This window comes from Vibrio sp. SCSIO 43132 (genome assembly GCF_019904195.1).
Classification (GTDB): domain Bacteria; phylum Pseudomonadota; class Gammaproteobacteria; order Enterobacterales; family Vibrionaceae; genus Vibrio; species Vibrio nigripulchritudo.
Map to the genome: position 1 here is coordinate 3292183 of NZ_CP063199.1, position 25120 is coordinate 3317302.

18 protein-coding genes are annotated in these 25120 nt (G+C 46.4%); 8 read left to right on the plus strand and 10 right to left on the minus strand.

Annotated elements, in window-relative coordinates; translation table 11 throughout:
- Positions 1–43 precede the first annotated feature (43 nt).
- From INR79_RS14745 to hrpB, 5 genes are all read right to left on the minus strand, one after another.
- Positions 44–412 (minus strand): YacL family protein, encoded by a 369-nt coding sequence (locus INR79_RS14745; RefSeq protein ID WP_022611996.1) that lies wholly within the window; start codon positions 410–412, stop codon positions 44–46.
- 176 nt (positions 413–588) lie between these two features.
- Positions 589–3186, minus strand: coding sequence for a bifunctional aconitate hydratase 2/2-methylisocitrate dehydratase (acnB, locus tag INR79_RS14750; RefSeq protein WP_022551487.1), 2598 nt, complete (start codon positions 3184–3186; stop codon positions 589–591).
- Positions 3187–3435: 249 nt separating this feature from the next.
- Positions 3436–5673 carry a patatin-like phospholipase family protein gene (locus INR79_RS14755; protein WP_410482901.1) on the minus strand — a complete coding sequence of 746 codons (2238 nt, stop codon included), beginning with the start codon at positions 5671–5673 and terminating at the stop codon, positions 3436–3438.
- 112 nt (positions 5674–5785) lie between these two features.
- Positions 5786–8149, minus strand: coding sequence for a penicillin-binding protein 1B (gene mrcB / locus INR79_RS14760; RefSeq protein ID WP_223094863.1), 2364 nt, complete (start codon positions 8147–8149; stop codon positions 5786–5788).
- On the minus strand, positions 8146–10596 hold the full coding sequence (hrpB, locus tag INR79_RS14765) for an ATP-dependent helicase HrpB (protein WP_223094865.1): 2451 nt from the start codon (positions 10594–10596) through the stop codon (positions 8146–8148). Before hrpB ends, mrcB begins: the two co-directional genes overlap by 4 nt.
- A gap of 104 nt (positions 10597–10700) precedes the next feature.
- Between hrpB and sfsA the strand changes: the two genes are divergently transcribed.
- The 7 genes from sfsA (at position 10701) to panC (ending at position 16584) form a co-directional block, all read left to right on the plus strand.
- Entirely contained in the window at positions 10701–11414 is a 714-nt protein-coding gene (gene sfsA / locus INR79_RS14770; protein WP_022551491.1) for a DNA/RNA nuclease SfsA, read from the plus strand.
- Positions 11415–11544: 130 nt separating this feature from the next.
- Positions 11545–11994 carry an RNA polymerase-binding protein DksA gene (gene dksA / locus INR79_RS14775; RefSeq protein ID WP_004401898.1) on the plus strand — a complete coding sequence of 150 codons (450 nt, stop codon included), beginning with the start codon at positions 11545–11547 and terminating at the stop codon, positions 11992–11994.
- 53 nt (positions 11995–12047) lie between these two features.
- Positions 12048–12956: a tRNA glutamyl-Q(34) synthetase GluQRS gene (gene gluQRS, locus INR79_RS14780; RefSeq protein ID WP_223097027.1), complete on the plus strand. Its 909-nt coding sequence runs from the start codon at positions 12048–12050 to the stop codon at positions 12954–12956.
- Positions 12957–13037: 81 nt separating this feature from the next.
- Complete coding sequence (gene pcnB / locus INR79_RS14785) at positions 13038–14387, plus strand: polynucleotide adenylyltransferase PcnB (RefSeq protein WP_223097028.1); 1350 nt, start codon at positions 13038–13040, stop codon at positions 14385–14387.
- Entirely contained in the window at positions 14384–14869 is a 486-nt protein-coding gene (gene folK, locus INR79_RS14790; RefSeq protein ID WP_223094867.1) for a 2-amino-4-hydroxy-6-hydroxymethyldihydropteridine diphosphokinase, read from the plus strand. Before pcnB ends, folK begins: the two co-directional genes overlap by 4 nt.
- 23 nt (positions 14870–14892) lie before the next feature.
- Positions 14893–15687 (plus strand): 3-methyl-2-oxobutanoate hydroxymethyltransferase, encoded by a 795-nt coding sequence (gene panB, locus INR79_RS14795; protein ID WP_004401893.1) that lies wholly within the window; start codon positions 14893–14895, stop codon positions 15685–15687.
- A gap of 9 nt (positions 15688–15696) precedes the next feature.
- Positions 15697–16584, plus strand: a complete 888-nt coding sequence (gene panC, locus INR79_RS14800; RefSeq protein WP_223094869.1) for a pantoate--beta-alanine ligase — start codon at positions 15697–15699, stop codon at positions 16582–16584.
- A gap of 58 nt (positions 16585–16642) precedes the next feature.
- On the opposite strand, the gene INR79_RS14805 is transcribed toward panC, so the two are convergent.
- From INR79_RS14805 to INR79_RS14815, 3 genes are all read right to left on the minus strand, one after another.
- Complete coding sequence (locus INR79_RS14805) at positions 16643–17413, minus strand: ABC transporter permease (RefSeq protein WP_022589629.1); 771 nt, start codon at positions 17411–17413, stop codon at positions 16643–16645.
- Between the two features lie 3 nt (positions 17414–17416).
- Entirely contained in the window at positions 17417–18328 is a 912-nt protein-coding gene (locus tag INR79_RS14810) for an ABC transporter ATP-binding protein (RefSeq protein WP_223094870.1), read from the minus strand.
- A 131-nt stretch (positions 18329–18459) separates the two neighbouring features.
- Entirely contained in the window at positions 18460–20121 is a 1662-nt protein-coding gene (locus INR79_RS14815; RefSeq protein ID WP_004401879.1) for a SulP family inorganic anion transporter, read from the minus strand.
- Between the two features lie 290 nt (positions 20122–20411).
- On the opposite strand from INR79_RS14815, the gene can reads away from it, so the two are divergent.
- Positions 20412–21065: a carbonate dehydratase gene (gene can, locus INR79_RS14820; protein ID WP_223094871.1), complete on the plus strand. Its 654-nt coding sequence runs from the start codon at positions 20412–20414 to the stop codon at positions 21063–21065.
- 44 nt (positions 21066–21109) lie between these two features.
- Here can and INR79_RS14825 read toward each other — a convergent pair whose 3' ends face one another.
- Positions 21110–23080 carry a YjbH domain-containing protein gene (locus INR79_RS14825; protein ID WP_223094872.1) on the minus strand — a complete coding sequence of 657 codons (1971 nt, stop codon included), beginning with the start codon at positions 23078–23080 and terminating at the stop codon, positions 21110–21112.
- A 135-nt stretch (positions 23081–23215) separates the two neighbouring features.
- Positions 23216–25063 (minus strand): hypothetical protein, encoded by a 1848-nt coding sequence (locus INR79_RS14830; protein WP_223094873.1) that lies wholly within the window; start codon positions 25061–25063, stop codon positions 23216–23218.
- Positions 25064–25120 lie beyond the last annotated feature (57 nt).

Here is a 25120-nt window from a genome sequence, read left to right on the forward strand (position 1 = left end):
CAAAATGGTGAGTATTTTGAGAATGAAGACCTAAACGCTTTATTTAGTATGACGTTACAAACGCCTTCCAGGCTTTTACTAATTCGACAAAGTCTTCAAATCCACAAGCTGCGCTGCTTTCACTTTCATAAAGATACATATCTGGCTCAGCGCATTCCTGTTCGAACTCGATTCCATTCTCTTGAATCACCACTTCATCGCGATTGATCAACACGCTGATTTCACGACCTTCGATTTTATCTTCATGATGCTGACCTTCCGTCATCCATTCGAGTCGCTGCAGAATACCATCAATAACACTGAGCTGAGCGTTCACTTCTTCCTGCAACCAGCGCCCCACAATCTCATGCCCCATGCTGCACTTGACCATGTAGTCACCCGTTAAGCTGTTTTTAGTGAATTGGTATTCCATTGTCTGTTACCCGCAAATTTCAGAGGAAGCGGAGTGTATCACTTAGTAGAAGGAGAGGCGAAGCTCACCTAATTCTAATTTTAGAAAATAAAGAGGAAGTGAGTGGTGCGATAGTGAGATTGAAAAGTAAAAAGCGCCCCGGTTGGGGCGCTTTGGATATCAGAAATTCCTTAAGCTTATGCTGGCTCTTGGAAAATCACCGTATCAGCTTTCTTGGTGTACTGATCCATTTTATGGAAGTTCAGGTAGCGATACGTATCCGCTGCTGTCGCATCAATCTGCTTCGCGTATTCCAGGTACTCTTCATTAGAAGGGATATGCCCAAGAATCGCACCAACTGCGGCTAGCTCAGCTGAGGCTAAGAACACGTCTGCACCTGTACCCAAACGGTTAGGGAAGTTACGCGTTGATGTGGACATTACTGTCGCTTTGTCTGCAACTCGTGCCTGGTTACCCATACACAGGGAGCAGCCCGGAGTTTCGATACGAACACCCGCACGACCATAAATACCGTAGTAGCCTTCTTCTGTAAGCTGGTCACGGTCCATTTTCGTTGGTGGTGCTATCCACAAACGCGTATCCAGCTGACCGTTGTGCTTATCAAGAAGCTTACCAGCTGCACGGAAGTGACCAATGTTGGTCATACAAGAACCAATGAATACTTCATCGATTTTTGTTCCTTGTACAGAAGACAATAGACGAGCATCATCCGGATCATTTGGCGCACACAGGATAGGTTCATTAATCTCTGCAAGATCAATTTCAATCACGTGAGCATATTCTGCGTCAGAGTCAGCTTCCATCAACTCAGGATTAGCCAGCCACTCTTCCATTGCTGTGATACGACGCTCGATGGTACGTACATCGCCATAGCCTTCAGAGATCATCCACTTAAGCATGATAATGTTCGAGTTCAGGTACTCCTCAATCGACGATTGAGATAGCTTAACAGTACAGCCCGCCGCTGAACGCTCTGCAGATGCATCTGAAAGTTCAAATGCCTGTTCAACCGTCAGGTGCTCTACACCTTCGATCTCAAGAACACGACCAGAGAACTCATTAATCTTACCTGCTTTCTCAACAGTCAGAAGACCTTGCTGAATCGCGTAGTAAGGGATGGCATGTACCAAATCACGCAGTGTGATACCTGGCTGCATATCGCCTTTAAAGCGAACCAGAATCGATTCCGGCATATCAAGAGGCATAACGCCTGTTGCAGCAGCAAAAGCAACCAGACCAGAACCAGCAGGGAAAGAAATACCCAGAGGGAAACGAGTATGCGAGTCACCACCTGTACCAACAGTATCAGGAAGTAGCATACGGTTTAGCCATGAGTGGATTACACCATCACCAGGGCGAAGAGAAACGCCCGCACGGTTCATGATGAAATCAGGCAATGTGTGGTGAGTATTCACATCAACAGGTTTCGGATACGCTGATGTGTGACAGAATGACTGCATAACCAGGTCTGCAGAGAAGCCTAGACACGCCAAGTCTTTCAACTCATCTCGAGTCATAGGACCAGTTGTATCCTGAGAACCTACTGTTGTCATCTTAGGCTCACAGTAAGTGCCTGGGCGAATACCCTCTACGCCACACGCTTTACCCACCATTTTCTGAGCAAGGGTGTAGCCCTTACCAGTATCCGCTGCTGAAACCGGACGACGGAATACGTCTGAAGACTCCAGCCCCAGAGATTCACGAGCGCGGTCTGTCAGACCACGACCGATGATAAGAGGGATACGACCACCAGCACGTACTTCATCAATCAATACGTCTGTTTTCAGGCTAAATTCAGCCAGTGTTTCGCCAGACTCGTGGTTACAAACTTTACCTTCAAATGGGTACACGTCGATAACGTCGCCCATATTCAGCTTAGTTACATCCACTTCGATTGGCAGTGCACCTGCATCTTCCATTGTGTTGAAGAAGATAGGGGCAATTTTACCGCCAAGTACGTAACCACCCGCTTTCTTGTTTGGCACATTAGGGATGTCGTCACCCATAAACCAAAGTACGGAGTTAGTTGCGGATTTACGAGAAGAACCAGTACCTACAACATCACCGACGTAAACAAGCTGGTGACCTTTCTCTTGCAGTGCTTCAATCTGCTTAATTGGACCAATAGTTCCCGGAGAATCTGGGTTGATACCTTCACGTTCGTTTTTCAGCATAGCCAGAGCGTGAACAGGGATATCAGGACGAGACCATGCATCCGGCGCCGGAGACAGGTCATCAGTATTGGTTTCACCCGTTACTTTAAATACAGTAAGTGTGATTTTTTCTTTTAGCTCTGGCTTGCTTAGGAACCATTCAGCATCAGCCCATGACTGAAGTACTTGCTGAGCGGAAGCATTGCCAGATTTGGCTTTCTCTTCAACGTCATAAAACGCGTCGAACATAAGAAGTGTATGAGAAAGTGCTTTAACAGCAATTGGCGCCAGATCTGCATCATCAAGAAGAGAAACCAGCGATTCGATGTTGTAACCACCTTGCATCGTACCCAATAGTTCCGCGGCTTTCTCGCGGCTAACCAATGGGGATGTAACTTCATTCTTGGTAACGGCGGTTAGGAATCCAGCTTTAACATAAGCGGCTTCATCTACACCAGGTGGAATACGATTTTCTAGAAGATCAATTAGGAAAGCTTCTTCGCCTGCGGGCGGATTTTTTAATAATTCTACAAGTCCTGCGACTTGTTCAGCATCAAGGGGTCTTGGAACGACTCCTTCTGCGGCACGCTCTTCGACGTGTTTACGGTAGGCTTCAAGCACGACTCATTCCTCTCATTGCGGTTTGACCTCCCTTGTGATCAAGAGGTGCAAACATCCTTGGAAAAACTTGGCTGCCTTGCCGCTTTTATTATGAATAGTCTTATTCTGATTCTTAATAATCAACAGCGGCATAGGGCCAAACTGTGGGGTGGAGAATAGCAAATTTAACTTAAAATTAAAATCTTATCATTTTGACCAACATAGCAACTTGAGACTAAAGTTCTATGAATTTAAGCATTTTTATTCGCGTTAAAAAGCCGTTCCCACGATTAGGTATACCGAACTGAAACGTTCTTCTGTTTGCCCGTACGCTAAAATTATAGGCCCAATCGGAGATTTCACACCTGCAAAAACCGACCCAGCCACGTACATTGGCGCTTCACTGATTTTCAAATTGGGATCAGACCACACTCCGCCATATTCCGCTGAAGCTCCGAGGTAAACCGGAGAGCGGAACAAGCCGAAGTCGTTATCAAACCAACGGTAACGGTACACCAAACTGCCGAAAATTTTGTTCTGTCCGATCAAACTATTTCCTGATAAACCAGACAAATTCAGAAACCCTCCCAGAGACTTAGGCATTATCGGGATGGTTGCATTCCGGCTGCGGGTCACCTCATATTCAGCCATTCCGACCAAAGTATGACGTTGATAGCTGTGTGCGGTACCCAGTTGAATGGTCACTTCATTGACCCGGTCTTCGGTATAAGTTTCTTTTTGATCCTCTTGTATGTTGTCTTCTGACGCCAATAGTTCAAAGTGAGCTAAGTTCCCCTCCGCTGGAAAACTCATATCATCAAACGTATCGTATCGATAACGCGCAAAAAGTCCTTTTCGGTTGAAATTCTGCGTGCCAAATTTGGGCAATGAAGACAGAGAGAAATCGCCGACCGTATACCGAGCACCGAATTTAAATTCATGATTAAAAGAAGGTGCGATCCCCAGTGCTGCTTCTGCTGTAAATTGAACATAGTTGATCGGCAGGAAATCTTTGCTCCCCGCTAACGTTACTTCTTTCAGAAAATCTTCATCAAAAGGCAACTGCCGATTTTCATTCACATAAGTCATCGAAGCACTGGTAAACAGCTTCTGCTCATTGAATATAGGGCTATACCATTCAGCTTCAATAAGCTTATCAGACCCCATTTCTAAATTAGTGCGAATTTCAGCGCCTTTGTCGTTTAAGTCGGTGAAGTTAACACTTAGCCCGATCGAGTATTGGCTTGTGTTCTGAAAATCGTCTTCCAGATAGAAGCGGAAATCGACATAGTTTGGTCCCCACTCCTTTTCATTCACTTCGACATAAAGCGTAGTTTTTCCCTTGTCGTCCTGATCGTAGCGGTACAAAATCTGTTCGAATCGGTTTAAGGAGTAGAGGCTGTGAACCCGAGTTTCCAATTCATCCAAGGTGTATCGTTTACCGGGCTCAAGCGACAAAAACTGTTTGAGGACGTTATCGTTGTAGTGGCTATTGTTGATGATTTCGATTTCGTCCACAATCAGCTGATCACCGTAAACAATAGAACGCCTCGCATCCTGCTTACGGTTAATGTATACCTGATACTGTATCGGGCTGGTCGCGAAGCGCTGAAGCGCCTCTTTTGATTCGGTGGCAGCAATATAACCAAGTTCGTAAGCATCAGGCATTCGAGAGAAGTCGGTTGTCGACATATCGCCGACTTTTGGACTTAACAGAATATCTTTGTTCGTTAGTTTCTTCGACTGGCGATGGGTGCTTCGCTGAACCATGTAGTTCGATAGCTGGTCGCCTACATTGATAAACGTTTTTAATTCGTGACGGGATTGATAGTCGGTACTGATATCAACAGCGATAATCAGATCCGCCCCCATTTCCCGCGCCAGCTCAACGGGCATATTGTTAGTCACACCACCGTCAACAAGCAGCTTTTCTCCCATAGGGAATGGAGGTAAGGCACCGGGAACAGACATGCTTGCCATCATGGCATCGGTCAAATATCCGCTATCCAGAACGACGGGTTCAAGTTTCACAATGTCGGTCGCGACAGCTCGATAGCGTACGGCGAGTTCATCAAAAGAGTACATTGGGGGGATGTTTCCTGCGGCTTCGCGCAGAATTCGATGCATGTTCTGCCCCTGAACCACACCTTTTGGTGCGGTTACATCACCAAAACGTAAGCCAAGGTCAGTTTGAATCTGATAGCGGTCGTAATATTGTTTTTCACGAACGGGAAGCTGGTCGCGATTAACCCTGTCTCTGTAACCAGAACTCCAGTCTATGGTGTGGATGAAGGACTCAATTTCATCGGCAGACATCCCGGTGGCGTACATGCCACCAACAAATGCGCCCATGCTGGTACCTGTAATGATATCAACCGGAATATGCATCTCTTCCAGCGCTTTTAGGACACCAATGTGGGCAGCACCTTTGGCACCACCCCCAGCCAATACAACCGCAATAACAGGACGCTCTTTCTCTGTTTCATTTTCAGAATTTGCCAATGCCATCTGGCTAGTCAGTAGTACCGCACTCAAAATAATGGCGGCGATTCCTTTACACCAAAAATGAAACAAGAGACCTCCTATTTATGGGTCAGTGACTCTGAGAACATTAACCCAGCTATTCGAATAAGCGGCTTAACCAATTGGCAGGTCCGCTTTTACATGCTTCCTTTACGTCACCAGATTTATCCCATACGGGCAACGTAAATGCTTTTTTGCAATCTATTTTTAAACCACCATCCGGTTTAAGAGCAAACCCCATGGTCGTAATTTGTGCTGGCCATGGAAGAATCAGTTGTTCCGGTATCCGGTTCTGCAGGTACTGGTGATAAACCCGAAGTGCACCACTTGCTCCTGTCAGCTTGGTGGGTTTGTTGTCATCCCTTCCAAGCCACAAGGTCACCACTTCTCGCCCATCGACACCAACAAACCAGCTGTCCCGGGTATCATTACTGGTTCCCGTTTTGCCCGCCAGTGTCATGCGACTAAATTGACCTTGCAAATAGCGGCCAGTTCCCTCAGATACCGCTTTTTTCATTGCATAGGTCGTTAGCCAGGCAGCCTGTTGAGGTACGCGCTGGGACACTTTAGGAATTGAACGATAAAGCACATTCCCTTCCAGATCCTTGACGCTGCGTAACGCACTCAATGGCGCTTTTTTTCCGGAATTGGTGAGTGTCTGATACATCTGAGACACCTGATATGGCGTCAGAGAAAATGATCCGAGAAACATAGACGGCACCGGGCGAATTTCCTGTCGATCGACACCGAGCTTCTCAAACGTATCCATCACCGCGGGAATACCCAATTTCAGCCCTAACCTAACCGTAGGCACATTGAGTGACTTAGCAAAGGACTGGTAAAGCGACACATCACCACGATACTTTCTGTCGTAGTTTTTTGGCGACCACACACTGCCCTGGCTTCCTTTGAGCGAGAACGGCGTGTCTTTGAGGGTCGTCGCTAATGTAAATTCTGCTGGGCTTTGCAATGCAGTCAGATAAACCGCGGGTTTAGCCAGAGAGCCAATCGGTCTGGATGCATTCAGTGCCCGGTTAAATCCGTCGTAACCGGTTCGTTTGCCTCCTACCATGGCTCGAATTTCTCCGCTTCGACGGTCAACCGCAATGCCTGCGGCTTCCAGCCCTTTTCCAGCTCGAAGCTCAAGTTGCGGAATTTTCGATTTGATGGCTTTCTCCAGCTCAAACTGAGATACCGGATCCAGAGACGTAAATACCTTTAGCCCAGCCTGACGCTGAAACGCGTCGCCGACTTTTTGCTTCAACTCGCGGCTAACTTGCTGAAAATATGCAGGCTGTCTGCTGGCAATCTGCGGTTTTTCCTGTGTATCCAAATCTCGGCTTGCCGCCATTTCAAACTGAGCAGCAGTTAGAATGTCGTGCTGCATCATCAGACGAAGCACTAAATCACGACGCTCTTTCGCCCTTTCTGGTTTGCGAACCGGGTTGTAATAAGATGGTCCCTTAACCATACCAACCAGCAAGGCAATCTGGTCAATACGCAACTCTTGTAAAGGCTGACCAAAATACAACCTTGAAGCCAAGCCAAACCCATGAATGGCTTCTCCACGGCTCTGACCCAAATACACTTCATTTAAATAGGCTTCGAGTATGCGATCTTTGCTGTAACGATAATCTAAAATCAGCGCGATATACGCTTCACGCACTTTTCGCCACAACGTTCGTTCGCGCGACAAGAATAAGTTCTTAGCCAACTGCTGGGTCAGCGTACTGCCACCTTGCACAGTTCGACCTGCTTTTACATTCGCAACCAGTGCTCGCAGTATGGCAAAAGGAGACACCCCTTCATGCTGATAGAAATCCCGATCTTCGGTCACCAGAAGTGCATCCACCAGCACTTCTGGGAACTGCTCTCGCTTCAAAAACAGTCGATTTTCTTCGGTGTTCTTTTCCAGCATTCCAAGCATTTTGGGATCGATGCGTAAATACCCCATGTCTCGCTCTGATTCCAGCGACTTAATTCGCTCCAGCCCCTGCTCATTGAAGTAGAGCATGACGTGTCGTGACGCTTCGGGACCATCTTCAAATTCGAATTCACGGCGAATGAGTTCTATCTTGGTGGAAGAGGAGGAATACTCACCTGGGTGTCTGGGTGAACGCACTTTACGGTAGTTGAGTACGTCCAGCTCTTTTCGAAGCTGGGGTAAGGTAACAGGGCTTCCCGGGCTCAATGTTAGAACGCGGCCATAAACCACCGTTGGTAAATCAAATAGCTGTCCATCAAATTTCTGCCTGACGACGCTATCCAGATAGATCCCAACAAAAATCAAAACCGCGAATACTGTCACGGCGCTTTTCCATGTCAGGCTCCACAGAGTTCGCAGCCAACCTCTCTGTACTTTCTTCTTTGTTCTTCGTTTAGTCGCCGGTTTTCTGGGGCTTCGCTTCTTAGTCGCCGCCTTTTTTGTGGTTCGCCCTGACGTTTTCTTTTTCTCTGTCATGAATTCAGTTGTCGCTTGGTTTTTGTGGTGGCTTCGTGATTAGCCGGATCATCTGGCCATGGATGTTTTGGGTATCGCCCTTTCATTTCTTTTTTGACTTCATGGTAAGACCCTTGCCAAAACGCCGCTAAGTCTTGGGTTATTTGAATAGGTCGCCTTGCGGGAGACAACAATTCTAACGTTACGGCAATTTTTCCTTTGGCTATTCTCGGAGATGCCTGTTCCCCAAACACTTCCTGAACTCTGGCAGAAAGGTGCGGTGGCTTTCCTTCCTGATAGCGAATCTCACGTGTCTGCCCAGTCGGAAGTGGATAACGCTCGGGGAGCCATTCATCAATACTCTGATTCAAAGGCCAACCCAAATACGCATTGAGTGCCTGATACATATCCACTTTTTTTAACGCCTTCATGTTAGAAACCCCATTCATAAATGGCAACAACCACTTATCGAGATTTTCAACTAAGCCGGAATCTGAGACATCTGGCCAAGATTCTTCTGAGAGCCACTCGCGAGCACAGCGAATTCGGTTCAGTAACCCCGAGGCTTTGTCTGACCAGAACAACACATCCAATCCTTTTTGTTTGATATGATTCAGCAGAGCCTGTGATTTTTGATCTTCTGTTATCTCTTTTGTTGGTTTCGCTTCCAAAACAATCGCACCGATGGATGTGCGTGCTTCCGCTATAAGTTCTCCTTTTTGGTCGTCCCAATAAACAAACACACCTTGTTTTATCAATTCATCTGGAATTGAATCAAGGGGGCAAGCAAAGTGGATTTTACTGTCACTGTTTCGCCCTTTCATCAGGTCGACAACCACTAAAAATTCGTTTTGACTCAACGAGGAAAGCGAATCCACCTCCGCGCCATGCCCGTTCGCCAGAAGGTAATTTTCCCCTCCTGCCGATCTTTGTTTCGCGATTCGGTCAGGAAACGCCCAACAAAGGCATGTGCCCGATAAAAGTTCATCAAATTTGAAAGCGGCAGGTTGAACACCTAGTCTGGTGTTCAGAGCTAAGATTCTCGTTTTAACTTTGTGTTGATGTTGGTGACGTCCATCTTTTAAGCGCTGAGCTGAGTGAATCAAACTGTCGCCGCTTCTTTCAGGCTCTTCTATCAACGCCACCATCGCAATAGCGGTACTCAAATGTTCAGCGCTTTTTTGACGTGCTTTGAGCAACATAGCCGCCATTCTAGGATCGGTTCCAAGTGTCTGTGCTTGAGTACCTAGCTCCGTCAACTTGCCTTGCCCATCCGTAAGACCCAGTTGATTGAGAAGATCCGTTGCGGCAGTAATCGAAGACTGAGTTGGTACGTCCAGCCAGTGCTGCGGTGAAAATTCACTGTTCCCCCACTGAAGCATTTCCAGCATCACAGAAGACAAATCCGTTCGGAGAATTTCTGGCGTAGGAATTTTTGGTTGTTGAAGTAGTTGCTGCTCACTGTACAGGCGCACGCAGATCCCAGCTTCCAATCGACCCGCACGCCCTGCCCTTTGATGAGCCGAAGACTGCGCAATACGCTGTTGCTCTAGTTTGGTAATACCCGTTTTGAGCTGGAAAGAAGCAAATCGCTCTAACCCACTGTCGACCACAATTCGGATGCCTTCGATAGTCAGACTGGTTTCGGCAATATTGGTCGCCAGTACGACCTTTCGCTTGCCCTGTTCAGGTGGAGAGATGGCTTTTTGCTGCTCGGAAAAATTCAGTTGCCCGTACAATGGGTAAACATCGGTCTTGCTATCCAGTTCGCCAAGATTCTCTTTCACCTGATTAATCGCCCCTGCACCCGGTAAAAAAACCAGTATCGAGCCCGACTCATTAGCCAGTAAGGATTGGATTTGCTTGGTTACAGAAGTCGATAGTCGGTCATTCACCGACATGGGGGCATAGCGATACTCAATGGGATAACCGCGCCCTTCTGATTCAATATATGCGGCTTCCGGAAGCAATTTGGTCAGTGCAGACTCATCAAGAGTGGCTGACATCACCAGCAAAGTTAGGTCTTCACGCAGAGCTTCCTGAATCTCCAGACAAAACGAAAGGCTGGTATCGGCGTGAATGCTGCGTTCATGAAACTCATCAAATATCACCAGTGAGACCCCATCCAGCTCTGGGTCAGACTGGATCATTCGGGTCAAAATGCCTTCCGTTACCACTTCCAGTCGAGTGTGTTTACTTGCTTTGGTTTCGCCTCGCACGCGGAACCCGACGGTTTCTCCGACTTTTTCACCGAGCTGAGACGCAAGATAGTGGGCGATATTTCGCACTGCCAGCCTTCTGGGTTCAAGCATGATGATTTTTCCACTCACAACATTCTGTTTTACCAGTTGTAAAGGCAAATGAGTGGACTTACCTGCGCCGGGCTCGGCTTTCAAAACAACCTGCTGTTTTAAACGAACCGCGCTGAGTAGTTCAGGCAACACAGATTCTATCGGGAGCTGTGACAATGAATGATCCTTGTGATGTAATGAACAGTTCTTGATGATTTGCCTGGTCGCAAAACACAGGCAAGCATTGTACATAAAAACAGTATTGAATCCCAAACACGCCCATGGAATTTAACCCACCTCTACAACGTGCGACACTCATCAAAAGATACAAGCGCTTTTTGGCTGATATCGAGTTTGATGACGGTTCCACAACGACCATTCACTGCGCGAACACCGGAGCGATGACCGGATGTGCTGATGCAGGTAACACCATTTGGTATTCCACCTCGGATAATCCGAAAAGAAAATACCCTTGCAGTTGGGAACTTTCGCAAAACGCTCAGGGTGACCTAATATGTATCAACACAGCAAGACCCAATGCGCTTGTCGTTGAAGCCATTGAGTCTGGGCGAATTCCGGAATTAACTGGGTACGAATCTTTGCGAACGGAAGTCAAATATGGCAATGAAAACAGTCGTATTGACGTGCTACTCGAAAGCGAAGATCGCCCGAAGTGCTATATTGAAGTAAAAAGTGTGACGTTATTGCAAGAGAATGGACACGGCTATTTTCCTGATGCGGTCACAACGCGGGGGCAAAAGCACCTTCGTGAGTTGATAGAAGTCGCAAAAAGTGGAAGCAGAGCCATACTTTTTTTTACTGTTTTACATACTGGTATTGAAAAAGTGTCGGCAGCCCACCATATAGATGCGAAATATTCACAACTGTTAAATCAAGCAAAAGAAAGCGGTGTTGAGATACTCTGCTATAAGGCAGAAATCTCCGAACGTGAAATGCAATTGGTTCAAAGTGTTGATTTTATCAACAATCTATGAAAAATGATGCAACCTTCACAATGGCAGAGACCCACGCTTGCGAGTCATTGCCTACTGCTATTCTTTCTGCTATAGATACCCGCCTTGATTGACTGCTGGGCAGTCAAAAGGTGTAAGTAGGAGATGCTGTATGCCAGAAACTACCAAAAGAAAAACGCTAGGCATCCTAGCAATTGCAGGTGTTGAGCCTTACCAGGAAGAGCCGGGTGAAGAGTATATGTCACCAAGGCAACTGGCTCACTTCACTAAGATTTTAGAAGCTTGGCGTAATCAGCTCAGGGAAGAAGTCGATCGTACTGTGCATCACATGCAAGACGAAGCAGCAAACTTTCCAGATCCTGTTGACCGTGCTTCTCAGGAAGAAGAGTTCAGCCTAGAGCTACGAAACCGTGACCGTGAGCGTCGCTTGATCAAGAAAATTGAGAAAACTCTCGACAAGATCGAAGATGGCGATTTCGGTTACTGCGAATCTTGTGGCGTTGAAATCGGTATTCGCCGATTAGAAGCTCGTCCAACAGCCGATTTGTGTATCGACTGTAAGACACTTGCTGAAATGAAAGAAAAACAAATGCAAGGCTAACACAAGCTAAGCAAGAGCAATGATAAAAGGGAGCCTGTCAGCTCCCTTTTTTGATGATTACCATGAGCAATTCTAACTACATCGGGCGTTTTGCCCCCTCGCCTTCTGGTCCGCTTCACTTTGGTTCCTTAATCGCTGCTTTGGGCAGCTACTTTCAGGCTCGCTCAAAATCTGGAAAGTGGTTAGTGAGAATGGAAGATCTGGATCCACCGAGAGAAATGGCAGGGGCAGCCGACCTCATTTTAAAGACATTGGACTTTTACCAGCTTCACTGGGATGGTGAAGTGCTGTTTCAGAGCCAACGTCACGGCGTTTATCAACAACAAATTGATCAATGGCTGAAAGAAGGGTTGGCTTACAACTGCAACTGCAGCCGTAAGCAGATCAAAGAAGCGGGCGGGTTTTATCCGGGTACATGCCGTCATAAAACGCTGATGACTTCTGAACCCTGTGCCGTCCGGCTAACTATGACTCATCCGGTGACTGAATTTACCGACTTACGACATGGCAGCATCGACATTCCATCTGCTCTGGCACGGGAAGATTTCATCATTAAACGCCGGGACGGATTGTTTGCCTATAATCTCGCCGTTGTGCTGGATGATATTCATCAGGGAGTCACTGAAGTGGTTCGCGGCGCAGACTTGATCGAGCCGACAGGTCGACAAATCAGCTTATATCAAATGCTTAAAAAAACGCCAATTAAGTACTTACACCTGCCGTTAGCCATCGATGAACGCGGCAACAAACTGTCGAAGCAGAACCGCGCAGAAGGCATCAGTCTGGACAATCCCAAGCCTGAAACATTGCTTGCAATGCGCTTCTTAGGCTTTGATTTAGATAAAGAATTAGAGCAAGCTAGCCAACAGGAAATACTGAGGTGGGGTGTCGAAAACTGGCACCTAAACCAACTACCAGACGAGATCAAAATCACGTCCCCATTCTCAAACAAGGACAGCTAAGCTATTATTAGCCGCAATTTTTGAGCACAAACGTAATAGAGGTGGGCTATTTTTAGTCAAGTTACTCGCTTTTGCCGTAAGATTCTGACCAGCAAAGGCCAACAAAATAGTCGCTCAAACGGAGAACTGACTCTGAATATTATTACAAGAGAAGAGCACAACATTTCTCGCAAACAGATTAGCGACAACGCACTGAAAGTGCTGTACCGCCTGCACAATGCCGGATTCGATGCATTTCTGGTAGGTGGTGGAGTGCGCGATCTCCTGCTCGGCGAACAACCTAAAGATTTCGATATTGCGACCAACGCCACTCCGGAACAAATCAAGCAGCTCTTCAGAAACTGCCGCTTGATCGGCAGACGATTCCGACTGGCTCACATTATGTTCGGACGCGATATCATTGAAGTGGCAACGTTCCGTGGTCATCATCAGGAACCGACCAAGAATGTTGCAGCTCAATCGAAAGAAGGCATGCTTCTGCGTGATAATGTCTATGGCACCGTAGACGAAGACGCCGAACGCCGTGATTTCACCATCAATGCCATGTACTACAGCATCGCAGATTACAGTATTCACGATTACGCTGGCGGCATTGACGATTTAGACGATAACCTGATTCGTTTAATCGGCGATCCAGAAACGCGTTACCGCGAAGATCCTGTTCGAATGTTGCGAGCAATTCGTTTTGCAGCAAAACTCGATATGGATATCGATGAAGACACTGCAGCGCCAATCAAAGAACTTGCACATTTGTTGCGAGACATTCCAGCAGCCCGACTGTTTGAAGAATCCCTTAAACTGCTTCAGTCAGGTAATGGTCTGGAAACCTATCACCTGCTTCGTGAGTACGATCTTTTCCAACAGTTATTCCCGGATATTGCTCAGGAATTTACTGAAGAGCAGAGCAGCCAGACAGAGAAAATGATCGAGCTGGTTCTGGAATCGACCGACAAGCGCATTCAGGAAGGCAAACGCATAAACCCTGCGTTTATGTTTGCGGCTCTACTCTGGTACCCGTTGAATCACATGGCAGAACGCCTGATGGAGAAACGTAATTTTGCTTATTACGACGCCATCATGGAAGCCAGCAATATGATTCTGGATGAGCAGGTTCGCTCTATTGCCATTCCACGTCGCCACACTGCGACCATTCGAGAGATTTGGCAACTCCAGCTCAGACTGCCTCGCCGAAGCGGTAAGCGTGCCACAAGGCTTCTGGAACTGAACAAATTCCGTGCTGGCTTCGATTTCCTTGAAATGCGCGGGGAAATAGAGCAAGGTGACACCCAGGAATTAGCCAAATGGTGGCAGACATACCAGAATGCAGGGCGAAATATGCGCCAGGCAATGGTGACAGAATTAGGCGGTACGGCTTCAGGTCAGCGCCGCCGTCGCAGCTACCGAAACAAGAAAAGAAAGCCAAAAGCATGATTACCGTTTACATTGCTGTTGGCAGCAACTTGTCTGATCCCGTCACTCAGGCACTACAAGGCATTGAAGCGCTAAAAAGCATTCCGAACACTGAGTTGGTTCGCGCTTCTTCCCTGTACAGCAGTACGCCAATGGGACCACAGAACCAACCCGACTACATCAACGCCGTAGTTGAGGTACAAACCAGTTTGACGCCTCTTGAACTGCTCGACAGCACTCAAAAAATCGAGCTAGAGCAAGGGCGTGTCCGTAAAGACGAACGATGGGGTCCAAGAACCCTCGATTTGGATATCGTTTTATACGGCAATGAGGTGATCGATTCAGAACGTTTAACTGTTCCACATTATGGAATGAAGGTCAGGGAGTTCGTTCTCTACCCCCTTGCTGAAATCGCACCAAGTTTAACTCTCCCTGACGGGACGCAACTTCAGACGTTACTCAAACAAGTAGACCGAAATGGTTTAAACGTCTGGTCGTCGTAAGTTGCCCCTAATAAGGAAATATTATGAAAAACGTCACTATCAATACACTCATGACCTGGAAGCAGGAAGGTCGTAAGTTCGCAACTTCAACGGCTTACGATGCGAGCTTTGCACAACTGTTCCAGGAACAGGAAATGCCTTTGCTTCTTGTGGGTGATTCACTGGGAATGGTGCTTCAGGGCGAAACATCAACTCTGCCGGTTTCTATCGATGACATTGCCTACCACACGCGCAGTGTTCGTGCGGGCAGCCCAAATTGCCTTCTTCTGGCAGATATGCCTTTCATGACTTACGCAACACCTGAACAGGCTTGTGAAAACGCCGCGACGCTAATGAAAGCCGGGGCGAATATGGTCAAAGTTGAGGGTGGGCAATGGCTCTCTGAAACCATTCGTGTGCTGACTGAGCGTTCTGTACCCGTTTGTGCGCATCTGGGTCTGACACCTCAGTCAGTGAATATTTTTGGTGGCTTCAAAGTTCAGGGGCGTGACGCTGAACGCGCCGAGCAAATGGTGCAAGACGCCATCGCACTGCAAAACGCAGGTGCTCAGTTGCTGGTATTGGAATGTGTTCCTGCTTCTCTGGCTAAACGTATCACCGAGCGTTTGAGCATTCCTGTGATTGGTATTGGCGCAGGTCCCGATACTGACGGCCAGATTCTGGTCATGCATGACATGTTCGGTATTTCTGCGAACTACATGCCAAGATTCTCTAAAGACTTTCTGGCAGAGACTGGGGATATCCGCAAAGCGATTGCCAAGTACAAGGAAGACGTACAAAATCAGGTTTTCCCAGGTGCAGAGCACAGCTTTGAGTAAGGAAATATAATGCAAACGTTCACTGATATTGCCTCCCTTAGAGATCAGATCAAACAGTGTAAGCGAGAAGGTCGCCGTATTGCTTTTGTCCCTACTATGGGCAATCTGCATGAAGGTCATTTAACACTGGCGAGAAAAGCTCGTGAACACGCCGATGTAGTGGTCGTCAGCATCTTTGTTAATCCGATGCAGTTTGAGCGAACAGACGATCTCAACAACTACCCTCGCACGCTGGAAGACGATCTCGCTAAATTGAATGGTGAAGCGGTTGAGTTTGTATTCACTCCAACACCAGAGATGATGTATCCAGAAGGTTTAGACAAGCAGACCTATGTGGAGGTCCCTGGTCTGTCTCTGATGCTTGAAGGCGCTTCCCGACCAGGTCATTTCAAGGGCGTATCCACCATAGTGACTAAGTTGTTTAATATCGTTCAGCCTGATGTCGCTTGTTTTGGTGAGAAAGATTTTCAGCAGCTCGCTATTATACGCCAGATGGTAGTTGATCTTGCCATGGACATCGAAATCATTGGCGTACCAACGGTGAGGGAAATGGATGGCTTAGCAATGAGCTCTCGCAATACATTGCTTACGATTGATGAGCGCCAGCGCGCACCTGTAGTCGCGCGCACCATGCGCTGGATCAGCAGCCAAATCCGCGGCGGACGTGATGATTACTCTTCCATTATTGAAGATGCCAATGATCAACTTCGCGCAGCCGATTTACAGCCAGACGAAATTTTCATTCGCGATGCCAATACACTTCAGCCAATCTCTTCTGAATCGACGCAAGCGGTGATTCTGATTGCGGCTTTCTTAGGAAAAGCTCGCCTGATAGACAATCAGGTACTGGAACTGACGACTGAATCGAAAGAAGAACCGGAAGAAAAAACGTCGTAAGTACTGTTTTTCAGATACAAAAAATGGGTCGCTCAGCGACCCATTTTTATTTTCTCATCTAGCTTCGAAGACCAATGCCTTTCGCGACTAAATAATGAGCAACGGCATACAGACCAACAATAAACACTCCGAGTACACCAAAGGATGTAGCGATACCGACATCCGATACTCCCAGGAATCCATAGCGAAACGCGTTCACCATATAGACTATTGGATTGATCTTAGAAACCCACTGCCAGAATTCTGGCAACAAACTGATCGAGTAGAATACACCGCCCAGATAAGTTAACGGGGTAAGCACAAACGTAGGAATGATCGAGATGTCATCGAATGTTCCCGCAAATACAGCATTAATCAGCCCTCCCAAAGAGAATACGACCGATGTGAGGAATACCGTAGCTATGATAATGCCCCAGTGTTCAACCTGCAGATCAACAAAGAACAGAGACACCAGTGTAACAATAGCTCCAACCAACAAGCCACGAACCACACCACCCATCACAAACCCGGCAATGATGATGTAGTTGGGCACTGGTGCCACCAGCAGCTCTTCTATGTTCTTCTGAAATTTAGAACTGAAAAATGAAGACGCGACGTTGGAGTAAGAGTTAGTGATCACCGACATCATGATCAAGCCGGGCACAATGTATTCCATGTAGGTGAATCCACCCATTTCCCCGATTCTTGAACCAATCAGGCTACCAAAGATAATGAAATACAACGTCATGGTGATCGCGGGGGGAACAAGTGTTTGTACCCAAATTCGCATAAAGCGATTTATTTCTTTTGCCAGAAGACTCTTGAATGCCGTCCAGTACAACTGATACATCTCTTACCCCTGCTCTCTTACGATTGTGACAAACAACTCTTCTAAACGATTGGCTTTGTTGCGCATCGACATCACTTTGACTCCACTGTCCGTTAACTGAGTGAAAATGTGGTTGAGCCCTTGTGACTTTTCCAGCTCCACTTCCAGTGAACCGTTAACGATATGCTGAGAATTGACTCCCTCTAGTGTGGGCACATTGTCGCTACTGTCCAGATCGAGAATAAAAGTCTCAACATGGAGCTTGTTCAGCAAATCTTTCATGCTAGTGTTTTCAATCAGCTCACCCCGATTGATGATGCCGATGTTTCGACACAGCATTTCTGCTTCTTCCAGATAATGCGTCGTCAGAATGATGGTGATTCCTTGTTGGTTGATCTCTTTCAGGAAATCCCACATAGAGCGACGAAGCTCTATATCAACACCAGCTGTCGGCTCATCAAGAATCAATAGCTGAGGTTCATGCATTAATGCGCGGGCAATCATCAGGCGGCGCTTCATACCGCCAGACAAATTCATTGCACGCTCTTCTCGTTTGTCCCAAAGATCCAGTTTGGATAGGTACTTTTTGGCTCTCTCTTTGGCAAGTGAGCGAGGCACACCGTAGTAACCCGCTTGCTGCATCACGATCTGTTCGACATTTTCAAACTGATTGAAGTTGAATTCTTGTGGCACTAAACCCAGATGTTGCTTTGCCAGCTCAAGCTCTGAATCAATGTCATGCCCGAACACTTTCACTTTGCCTGAGCTTTTATTGACCAGAGACGAAATAACACCAATGGTGGTGGATTTACCTGCACCGTTAGGTCCCAGCAAAGCATAAAAGTCACCTTTTTCTACATTTACAGTGATGCCCTTCAATGCTTCAAACCCACCTGTGTAGGTCTTTCGAAGTTGCTCTATTTCTAATGCGTACATGCTACAGCGCTCTTTTCGAAGTTAACTTCATGGAAATGCTGACGAAGTGTCAACTTTTCAAGCCCACTGCACAAATAAAAAGCGCAGCCTAGTGGCTGCGCTTTAACTCTATTCCTTATATGGAGCGTGTTTTACGCTTCAAACTCGTCTTTTCGAACGTATTTAACGGCCGATTTCAGCGCTTCATAGCGGAACGAGAAGGTGTTCTGATCGTCCACCAGTTCAAGTACGTGGAATTTCTCCAGTTGCTGACGAGTACGCTCATTAGGGCACAATAAGTAGACTTCACAGTTCGCGTCTTTGGCATCTTTAATCGCATTTTCTAAAGCCAGACCAACCGTAACATCAATCATTGGTACGTCCGTCAAATCCAGAATCATCACTTCATAATCTGAAATACTGCTGTGCTGACGAGAAATCGCTTTCGATACACTGAAAATCATCGGACCGGAAAGGTAAAAGAACAGAACTTTACTATTGGCGCTGTCCAAGAGTTTTCTTTCGCTGTCGGTCAGAGGGACATCATCTTCATCGGCATCACTGATGGCTTTCACCTGACGCGCCTGCTCGCGGCTCAATCTCTCGATAATAATAATGTTGGAGATGAACACCCCAAGACCGACTGCCATAATCAGGTCAACAAATACGGTGAGGAGCATAACACCGTACATGATCGCCATACCCTGCACGCTAACTTTGTGAGCGCGCTGAATAAAGCTCCAGTCAAGAATGTTGATACCAACGTATACCGCAATACCAGCCAGCACTGCCATTGGAATAGGTTCTGTCAGCCCACTGGCTACCAGAACAACCAGCGCCAGTACTAGCGCACGAATTACGCCAGACAGCGGGGAACGAGCCCCCACCTGAATATTGGTAACCGTCCCCATGGTTGCACCCGCACCTGGCAGTGCACCAAACAAGCCGGAAATCATGTTCGCCAAACCCTGACCACGCAGCTCTTTGTCTGAGTCGTGCTCTTTACGTGTCAGTGAGTCACCGATAACGGCGGTTAGCAGGGTATCGATACATCCCAGCGTACCTAACACCAAAGCATCGATGATCATGGTCGTGAAGACTTCAGAATTTATGGTTGGAATGACGAAAGAAGGAAGACCCGCTGGTATTTCACCAATCCGGCGAATGCTATCAAAATCAAAAATAACAAGAGAGAGAAGAGTCACAGCAACCAGTGCGACTAATTGGGCAGGAACGTAACGACGATATTTTTTAGGGAAGAAGAACAAAATACCTAACGTGAGTAACCCTAGAAACAGCTCGCTGAACTTCATCTCCGAAATCAAATCAGGCAAGGCACTGAGCGTTCCGGTCACGCCCCCTGCAGGAGCTGGATGCCCGAGTAAAGGCGAGAGCTGCAAAATAATAAGAATGACACCAATACCCGACATAAAGCCTGAAATCACACTGTAGGGCATCAAGGTCACGTACTTACCAAGCTTGAGCGTCCCTAATATGATCTGGAATGCCCCCGCCATCATCACAACGGTAAAGGTCATTGCCATACCGCCTTCGGGATATTTAGCGGTCATGGTGGTCAGTACCGCCGTCATAATCACCGTCATCGGTCCGGTTGGTTCCGAGATCAATGTAGACGATCCACCAAACAAAGCGGCAAATAAACCAACCATGATGGCGCCCCACAAGCCCGCTTCCGCACCCGCTCCGGATGCCACACCAAATGCCAGTGCCAAAGGCAATGAGATGATCGCGGTTGTTACACCACCAAATAGATCACCCTTCAGATTCCAGTCCGAGAATCGATTTCCAGTCAAAATATTGCTCCTGCATGAATAGAAATGCGGGCGAATTTTACCATTGAGTGATTGGAATCACACTATCAATTCACACGATTGTTACGAAAGAGGTCGTGAATAATTTATAAAGCAAATGCAAACGTTTAACAGCAATACTTGCGAGATATGAAAAAAGAGTAATAAAACGTTTCTAAATTTAACAAAATGCTACTCTGACCAGTCATAAAATCGTCAAGAACATTGATTTGAAAGCGGTACAGCAAGTCAAGCTTGTGTATAGTGTCCGGAAATAAAAAGGAAATGTAAGCATGCCGGATATCAAACAGTTATTTAATAATAACTCGACCTGGGCGCAGACCATTAAGTCTGAAAAGCCTGAGTTTTTTGCTCAGCTCGCCGAAGCCCAGCACCCAGAATACCTATGGATTGGCTGTTCAGATAGCCGTGTCCCTGCCGAGCAACTGACTGGGCTTGCATCGGGTGAACTGTTTGTACACCGGAATGTCGCCAACCAGGTCATTCATACCGATCTCAACTGTCTTTCCGTCGTTCAGTACGCCGTCGACGTCCTTAAAGTAAAACACATCATTGTCTGTGGGCATTATGGTTGTGGTGGTGTTAACGCGGCGATTGAAAACCCTCAGCTCGGGCTGATCAACAACTGGCTTTTGCATATCCGAGATCTTTATCTCAAACACAGAAACTGGCTTGGTAGCCTGCCCCGTGAAGAGTGGTCAAACAAACTCTGCGAAATCAACGTTGCAGAACAGGTTTACAACTTAGGTAACTCCACCATCATGCAATCTGCGTGGGAGCGAGGTCAGCAGGTACAGATCCACGGCTGGATCTACGGTATTGGAGATGGTGTGCTCAATGATCTTGGTGTTCGCTGCCACAGCCGAGAATCACTGGAGGTGTCCTATCAAGCTTCAATGGCGAAGATCATGAATGTGGGTAGCTAATATGAAAAGGCTGTAAGCATACACTTACAGCCTTTTTAACGTTTCTATTTCAAATGGATAGGAGACAATCTGTCTCTATTGAAATACGCACGATTCAAGCTGTGCTGTAATTCTGGCTCGACAATGACATGAGACACAATGTGGTTAGAAGATGTCGACAGTCTTGTGTAGTAACCCCATTTCCATGAATCAATACCCGTGATTTGGAAATAATCCGGATTCATATCTTTGCTAAATCCAAGAGGAATCTCAAAATACAAACCCGCATAGTTTTCTACAGTGCGATTGAATTCTAAGCTGACTTTAGTATCGCCAAACCAATGCATTGATTTAAGACCAATACCCTTATCAGCATACATATATTGACCCGTATGCAGCTCTAGAGCCCAGTCCCATTCAGGCATAGCGAAACGATAATACAGAAGGCTTGGAGCCGCTTGATACTCAAACGCTTGCTTTTCAAATACACCATGCAACGTACGAATCTTGTGTCGTCCATTTGGAGACTGCCATTGGCTCTCATTCATAAGACCCAGGTAGTCTTTATAAATACGCCCATAGCTAAATTGAGTACTGAATCCCCAAGGAAGCATGAATGCCTGATGTATCAACGCCCTGTCTACACCGTCCTCAACCTCTGGTACTGGAGTATTGTATTTCTTAGGATCATCTGAAGCGCTCAGCCCTTTAACGTACCTTACGTCTAAGACAGCTCCCGGCCATAAGTCCATCGTCAAATTCGATGAAAGCCCTAATGAATAATCAAAGACACCATACTCAGTTCCCAAAGAAGACATAAAGTATGGAGACAAATTAATCCTTGGTTTTAACATTGAACGATTAGACGCTGAAGATGACCAGTGATCACGATAGTAAGACACTACCGCATCAAAACTATCTATATCGAATGCATCCAAAGAACCGCTATTTTTATCAAAATCTTCCAACGCTTGTTTATTGCCGATAACTTTTAAAACAGGCAATTGATTGTTGAGTAAATACAGAGAAAAATCGCCCTGATAAACTCCTTTAACAATATTGATGGTTTCGACTAACGCGGTCTTTTCATTTTTGTTGTACACATTGTTTTCAATAGCAACAGATAGCATCTGATTCTTTTGAGAGACCTGCACATTTTCAAAGCCGTGTTCAATGAGCGATTGAATAAGTGACTTTTTGAAATCAGATGTCTGTTCCGATGCATTCAGCTCTTTGCTAGCTTGCTCCGCCCCTTCTTCTGATTCTTGATTTGATTCAGCCACCAATGAAGTCTTGTCTTCAAAATGATAGCTCTCCGAGGTACTTCTGACAGTGGTTGGTCTGCCGCCCGTTCCACTCAACGGCACCTTTAGGTGAAATCCAAAATATTGATTGTCTCTTTCTTTGGTCGATGAGTTTGAATAGAGCTGCATCAAAGCATCCAGACGCCAGCCGTCTGGTAGAAGCGATTGTGGCGTATTGAAACGGATCCCTGCATTGTATCCAGTGCCATCGTAGTCAGCAGTTACCTGAGACCAAGGGAAAACTTGGTATTCTACCCCACCAAACATTCCATCAAGGTAGTTTTCGCCCATTTGATTGGCGTAGTGCCCTGCTCCGTAACCTGCCGTTAAACGAAGATCGTTCCACGTGTAACTGGCAACAAGATACTCATTCTTGTGAAAAGAAGCATGCCCTCGAAACCCGACATCCTGAACGCCAAGTGCGAATTGTAGTGGAGAGTCAGGCAGCCAATGTTCCGAGCTCAACTTAAAAGAAAACGCCAGATCGCTACCGCCAGATCCGTATGTGCCGTTTCCATTGAAACTTTTATGAGTATTTTGTAACCCAAGCTCAAAAGAAGGTGCCAATCCTATCCCCATAAACAAGGTATGGTGGGCACCTTTGGAGTAGTTTTGGTTAAAATCGACATTGTCTTCCCAATTTCCACCAATTGATAAGCTTCCATACTCCAATGTATGGGCATGGGGAGTACGCAGTAAACCAGTAAAACCCGTTTGTGACACGTAATTCATGGGCTGTGACATTGCCACAAAAGAAAAGCAGCTCAGTACTGATCCGCTGATAGTTATTTTTTTCATTATTTACACAAGCAAGAGAGATAAAAAATAGCAGGGCAAGCCCTGCTATTAAACTTGGAAAATGAAGGCTTATGCGCCTGCACCGCCTACTGCACCAGTACTACCAGTAGCGCCAGTGGCTGGTTTAGTACAACGGAAAGCATCTTTGATAGTGAATGTAACCGCCATATCTTCTGTAGCTGTAATAGTTTTAGGTTCCACTGAAACTGATTGACCGTTTCTGTAGTATACGTTACCTGAAACTTCGTACTCTTTACCCTGTACCGCTGGGAAAGTGCTTACTCCACCATCGCGCTCAGTTGAAACGTATCGATTAGCCGTTACATTGTAGACAGACGTGTAACCACTTACCGAACGAGTCTGAGAAGGGTCATCCTGACAAGTTTCAACATAAGAAACATCGACTTTGTATGTTGGGCGGCTGTCTAGCGATTCAGTATTTAGTGTGATTTCAGCACCATTTAGATCACAGAATGGACCGCTGTAAGTACCGTTAGCGTATGTCTGAGTCGTTCCATCGCTAAACTTGATACTAGATATTAAAGATGTTCCACCTATGGTTTCACTGAAAGAAAGATCCCCCGTAAACACTTCGCCACCAATAATTTTTGGAACATTGGCTAAAGTCAGAGAAGACAAATTGCCATAAAGGGTTCTTTCGTATTGATAGCCGTAAGCAGACGAGAATTGGGTTTCAAGCTGGTATTTGTTTTCGTTGCCATTGTGGTCTAACAACGTCGCATTTACCTGACAATTTTCACCGAACCAATCCAAGTTGTAGTAACTCAGGTGGGTAATTTCTTTTGTTAGTGGATATACAGTGCTCTCTGGAGACGTTTTTTCTCCTACTCTAGAAGTACCTTCAGCCTTCCACTGACCTTCAACCTCATCGTAACTCCAGACAGGAATAACATCACCAGGCTTAATCGGGGCACCTGTTTCTGGGTTGCGAGTTGTTTCTGGAATGGTCATAGCGAGTTCAACACCACCACCTGATAGAGTCGAAACTACTGTCTCTTCACCTTCTGTATTAGTACCACTCAACTCAATCGCAGCAAACCCAGCAGAAACAAAGAAGATATCGTCGTATTGAGCATCTGGCTGACCATTTTCACCCAACACACTGTCCGGTGTAAGTGAGCCTGGGAATGATGTCAGGACAGAGTTTTCACCTTGACCGTTTTCTGGATCGTGAGAGAAGTACACTGCGTTGGCAGTAATATTGCCTACAATTGCATTACCATCTCTATCTTTAAGAACCGTTCCTTCAGGTACACTTAGCTTAACTGTACCGCCCGCAACCGAATCCTTATCCGGAGTTGCCAGCTCGAGCTTCTCTTGGATAACACCAGTATCAGAAACTGACGCCTTCACTTCAACAGAGCTTGCTGCTAGTTCAGTGCTAGTTATATGGCTCGGTGTCAATGTAACTGTATACAAATTAGATACTGTACTTGATACATTGCCTAGGCTCGCCAGGTTCGGCAAAGTACCATTGATGTTATTGGCAAAGAACCCATCGCGCGAAGCTGTTAAGCGAAAATCAAGATCTTCGGTTCCAGATTTTCGGCTCACAAGTACGATATCTGATGTTTGAACGAACTCATTGCCTTTAACTAATTTTGCACCGCTCACTTCTAGAACGTCTGAAACAGTTAGATTTCCAGCCGAGATACTGAAAGTGGTTCCATTGATACGCTCTCCTGTCGTGCTTTTAAAAACAATCTGCACTGGTGAAGAAAGCTCTTTGACTTCTTTTTGAGTTCCCGGAACAGGTTGAACTGGCGTTACTGTTGGATCAACGGGTGGCTTTGCTGCAGAGCTCGAGCCACCACCGAAACAACCGGAAAGAGCCAGAGTACTTACTGCTACTGCAACTGATGCTGCGATTCTCGTCTTGTGACTTTTGAAATTCACTATCATTCCCTTTTGTACATGATGAAAAATTAACTGCATTTCATACAGTTAATTGCT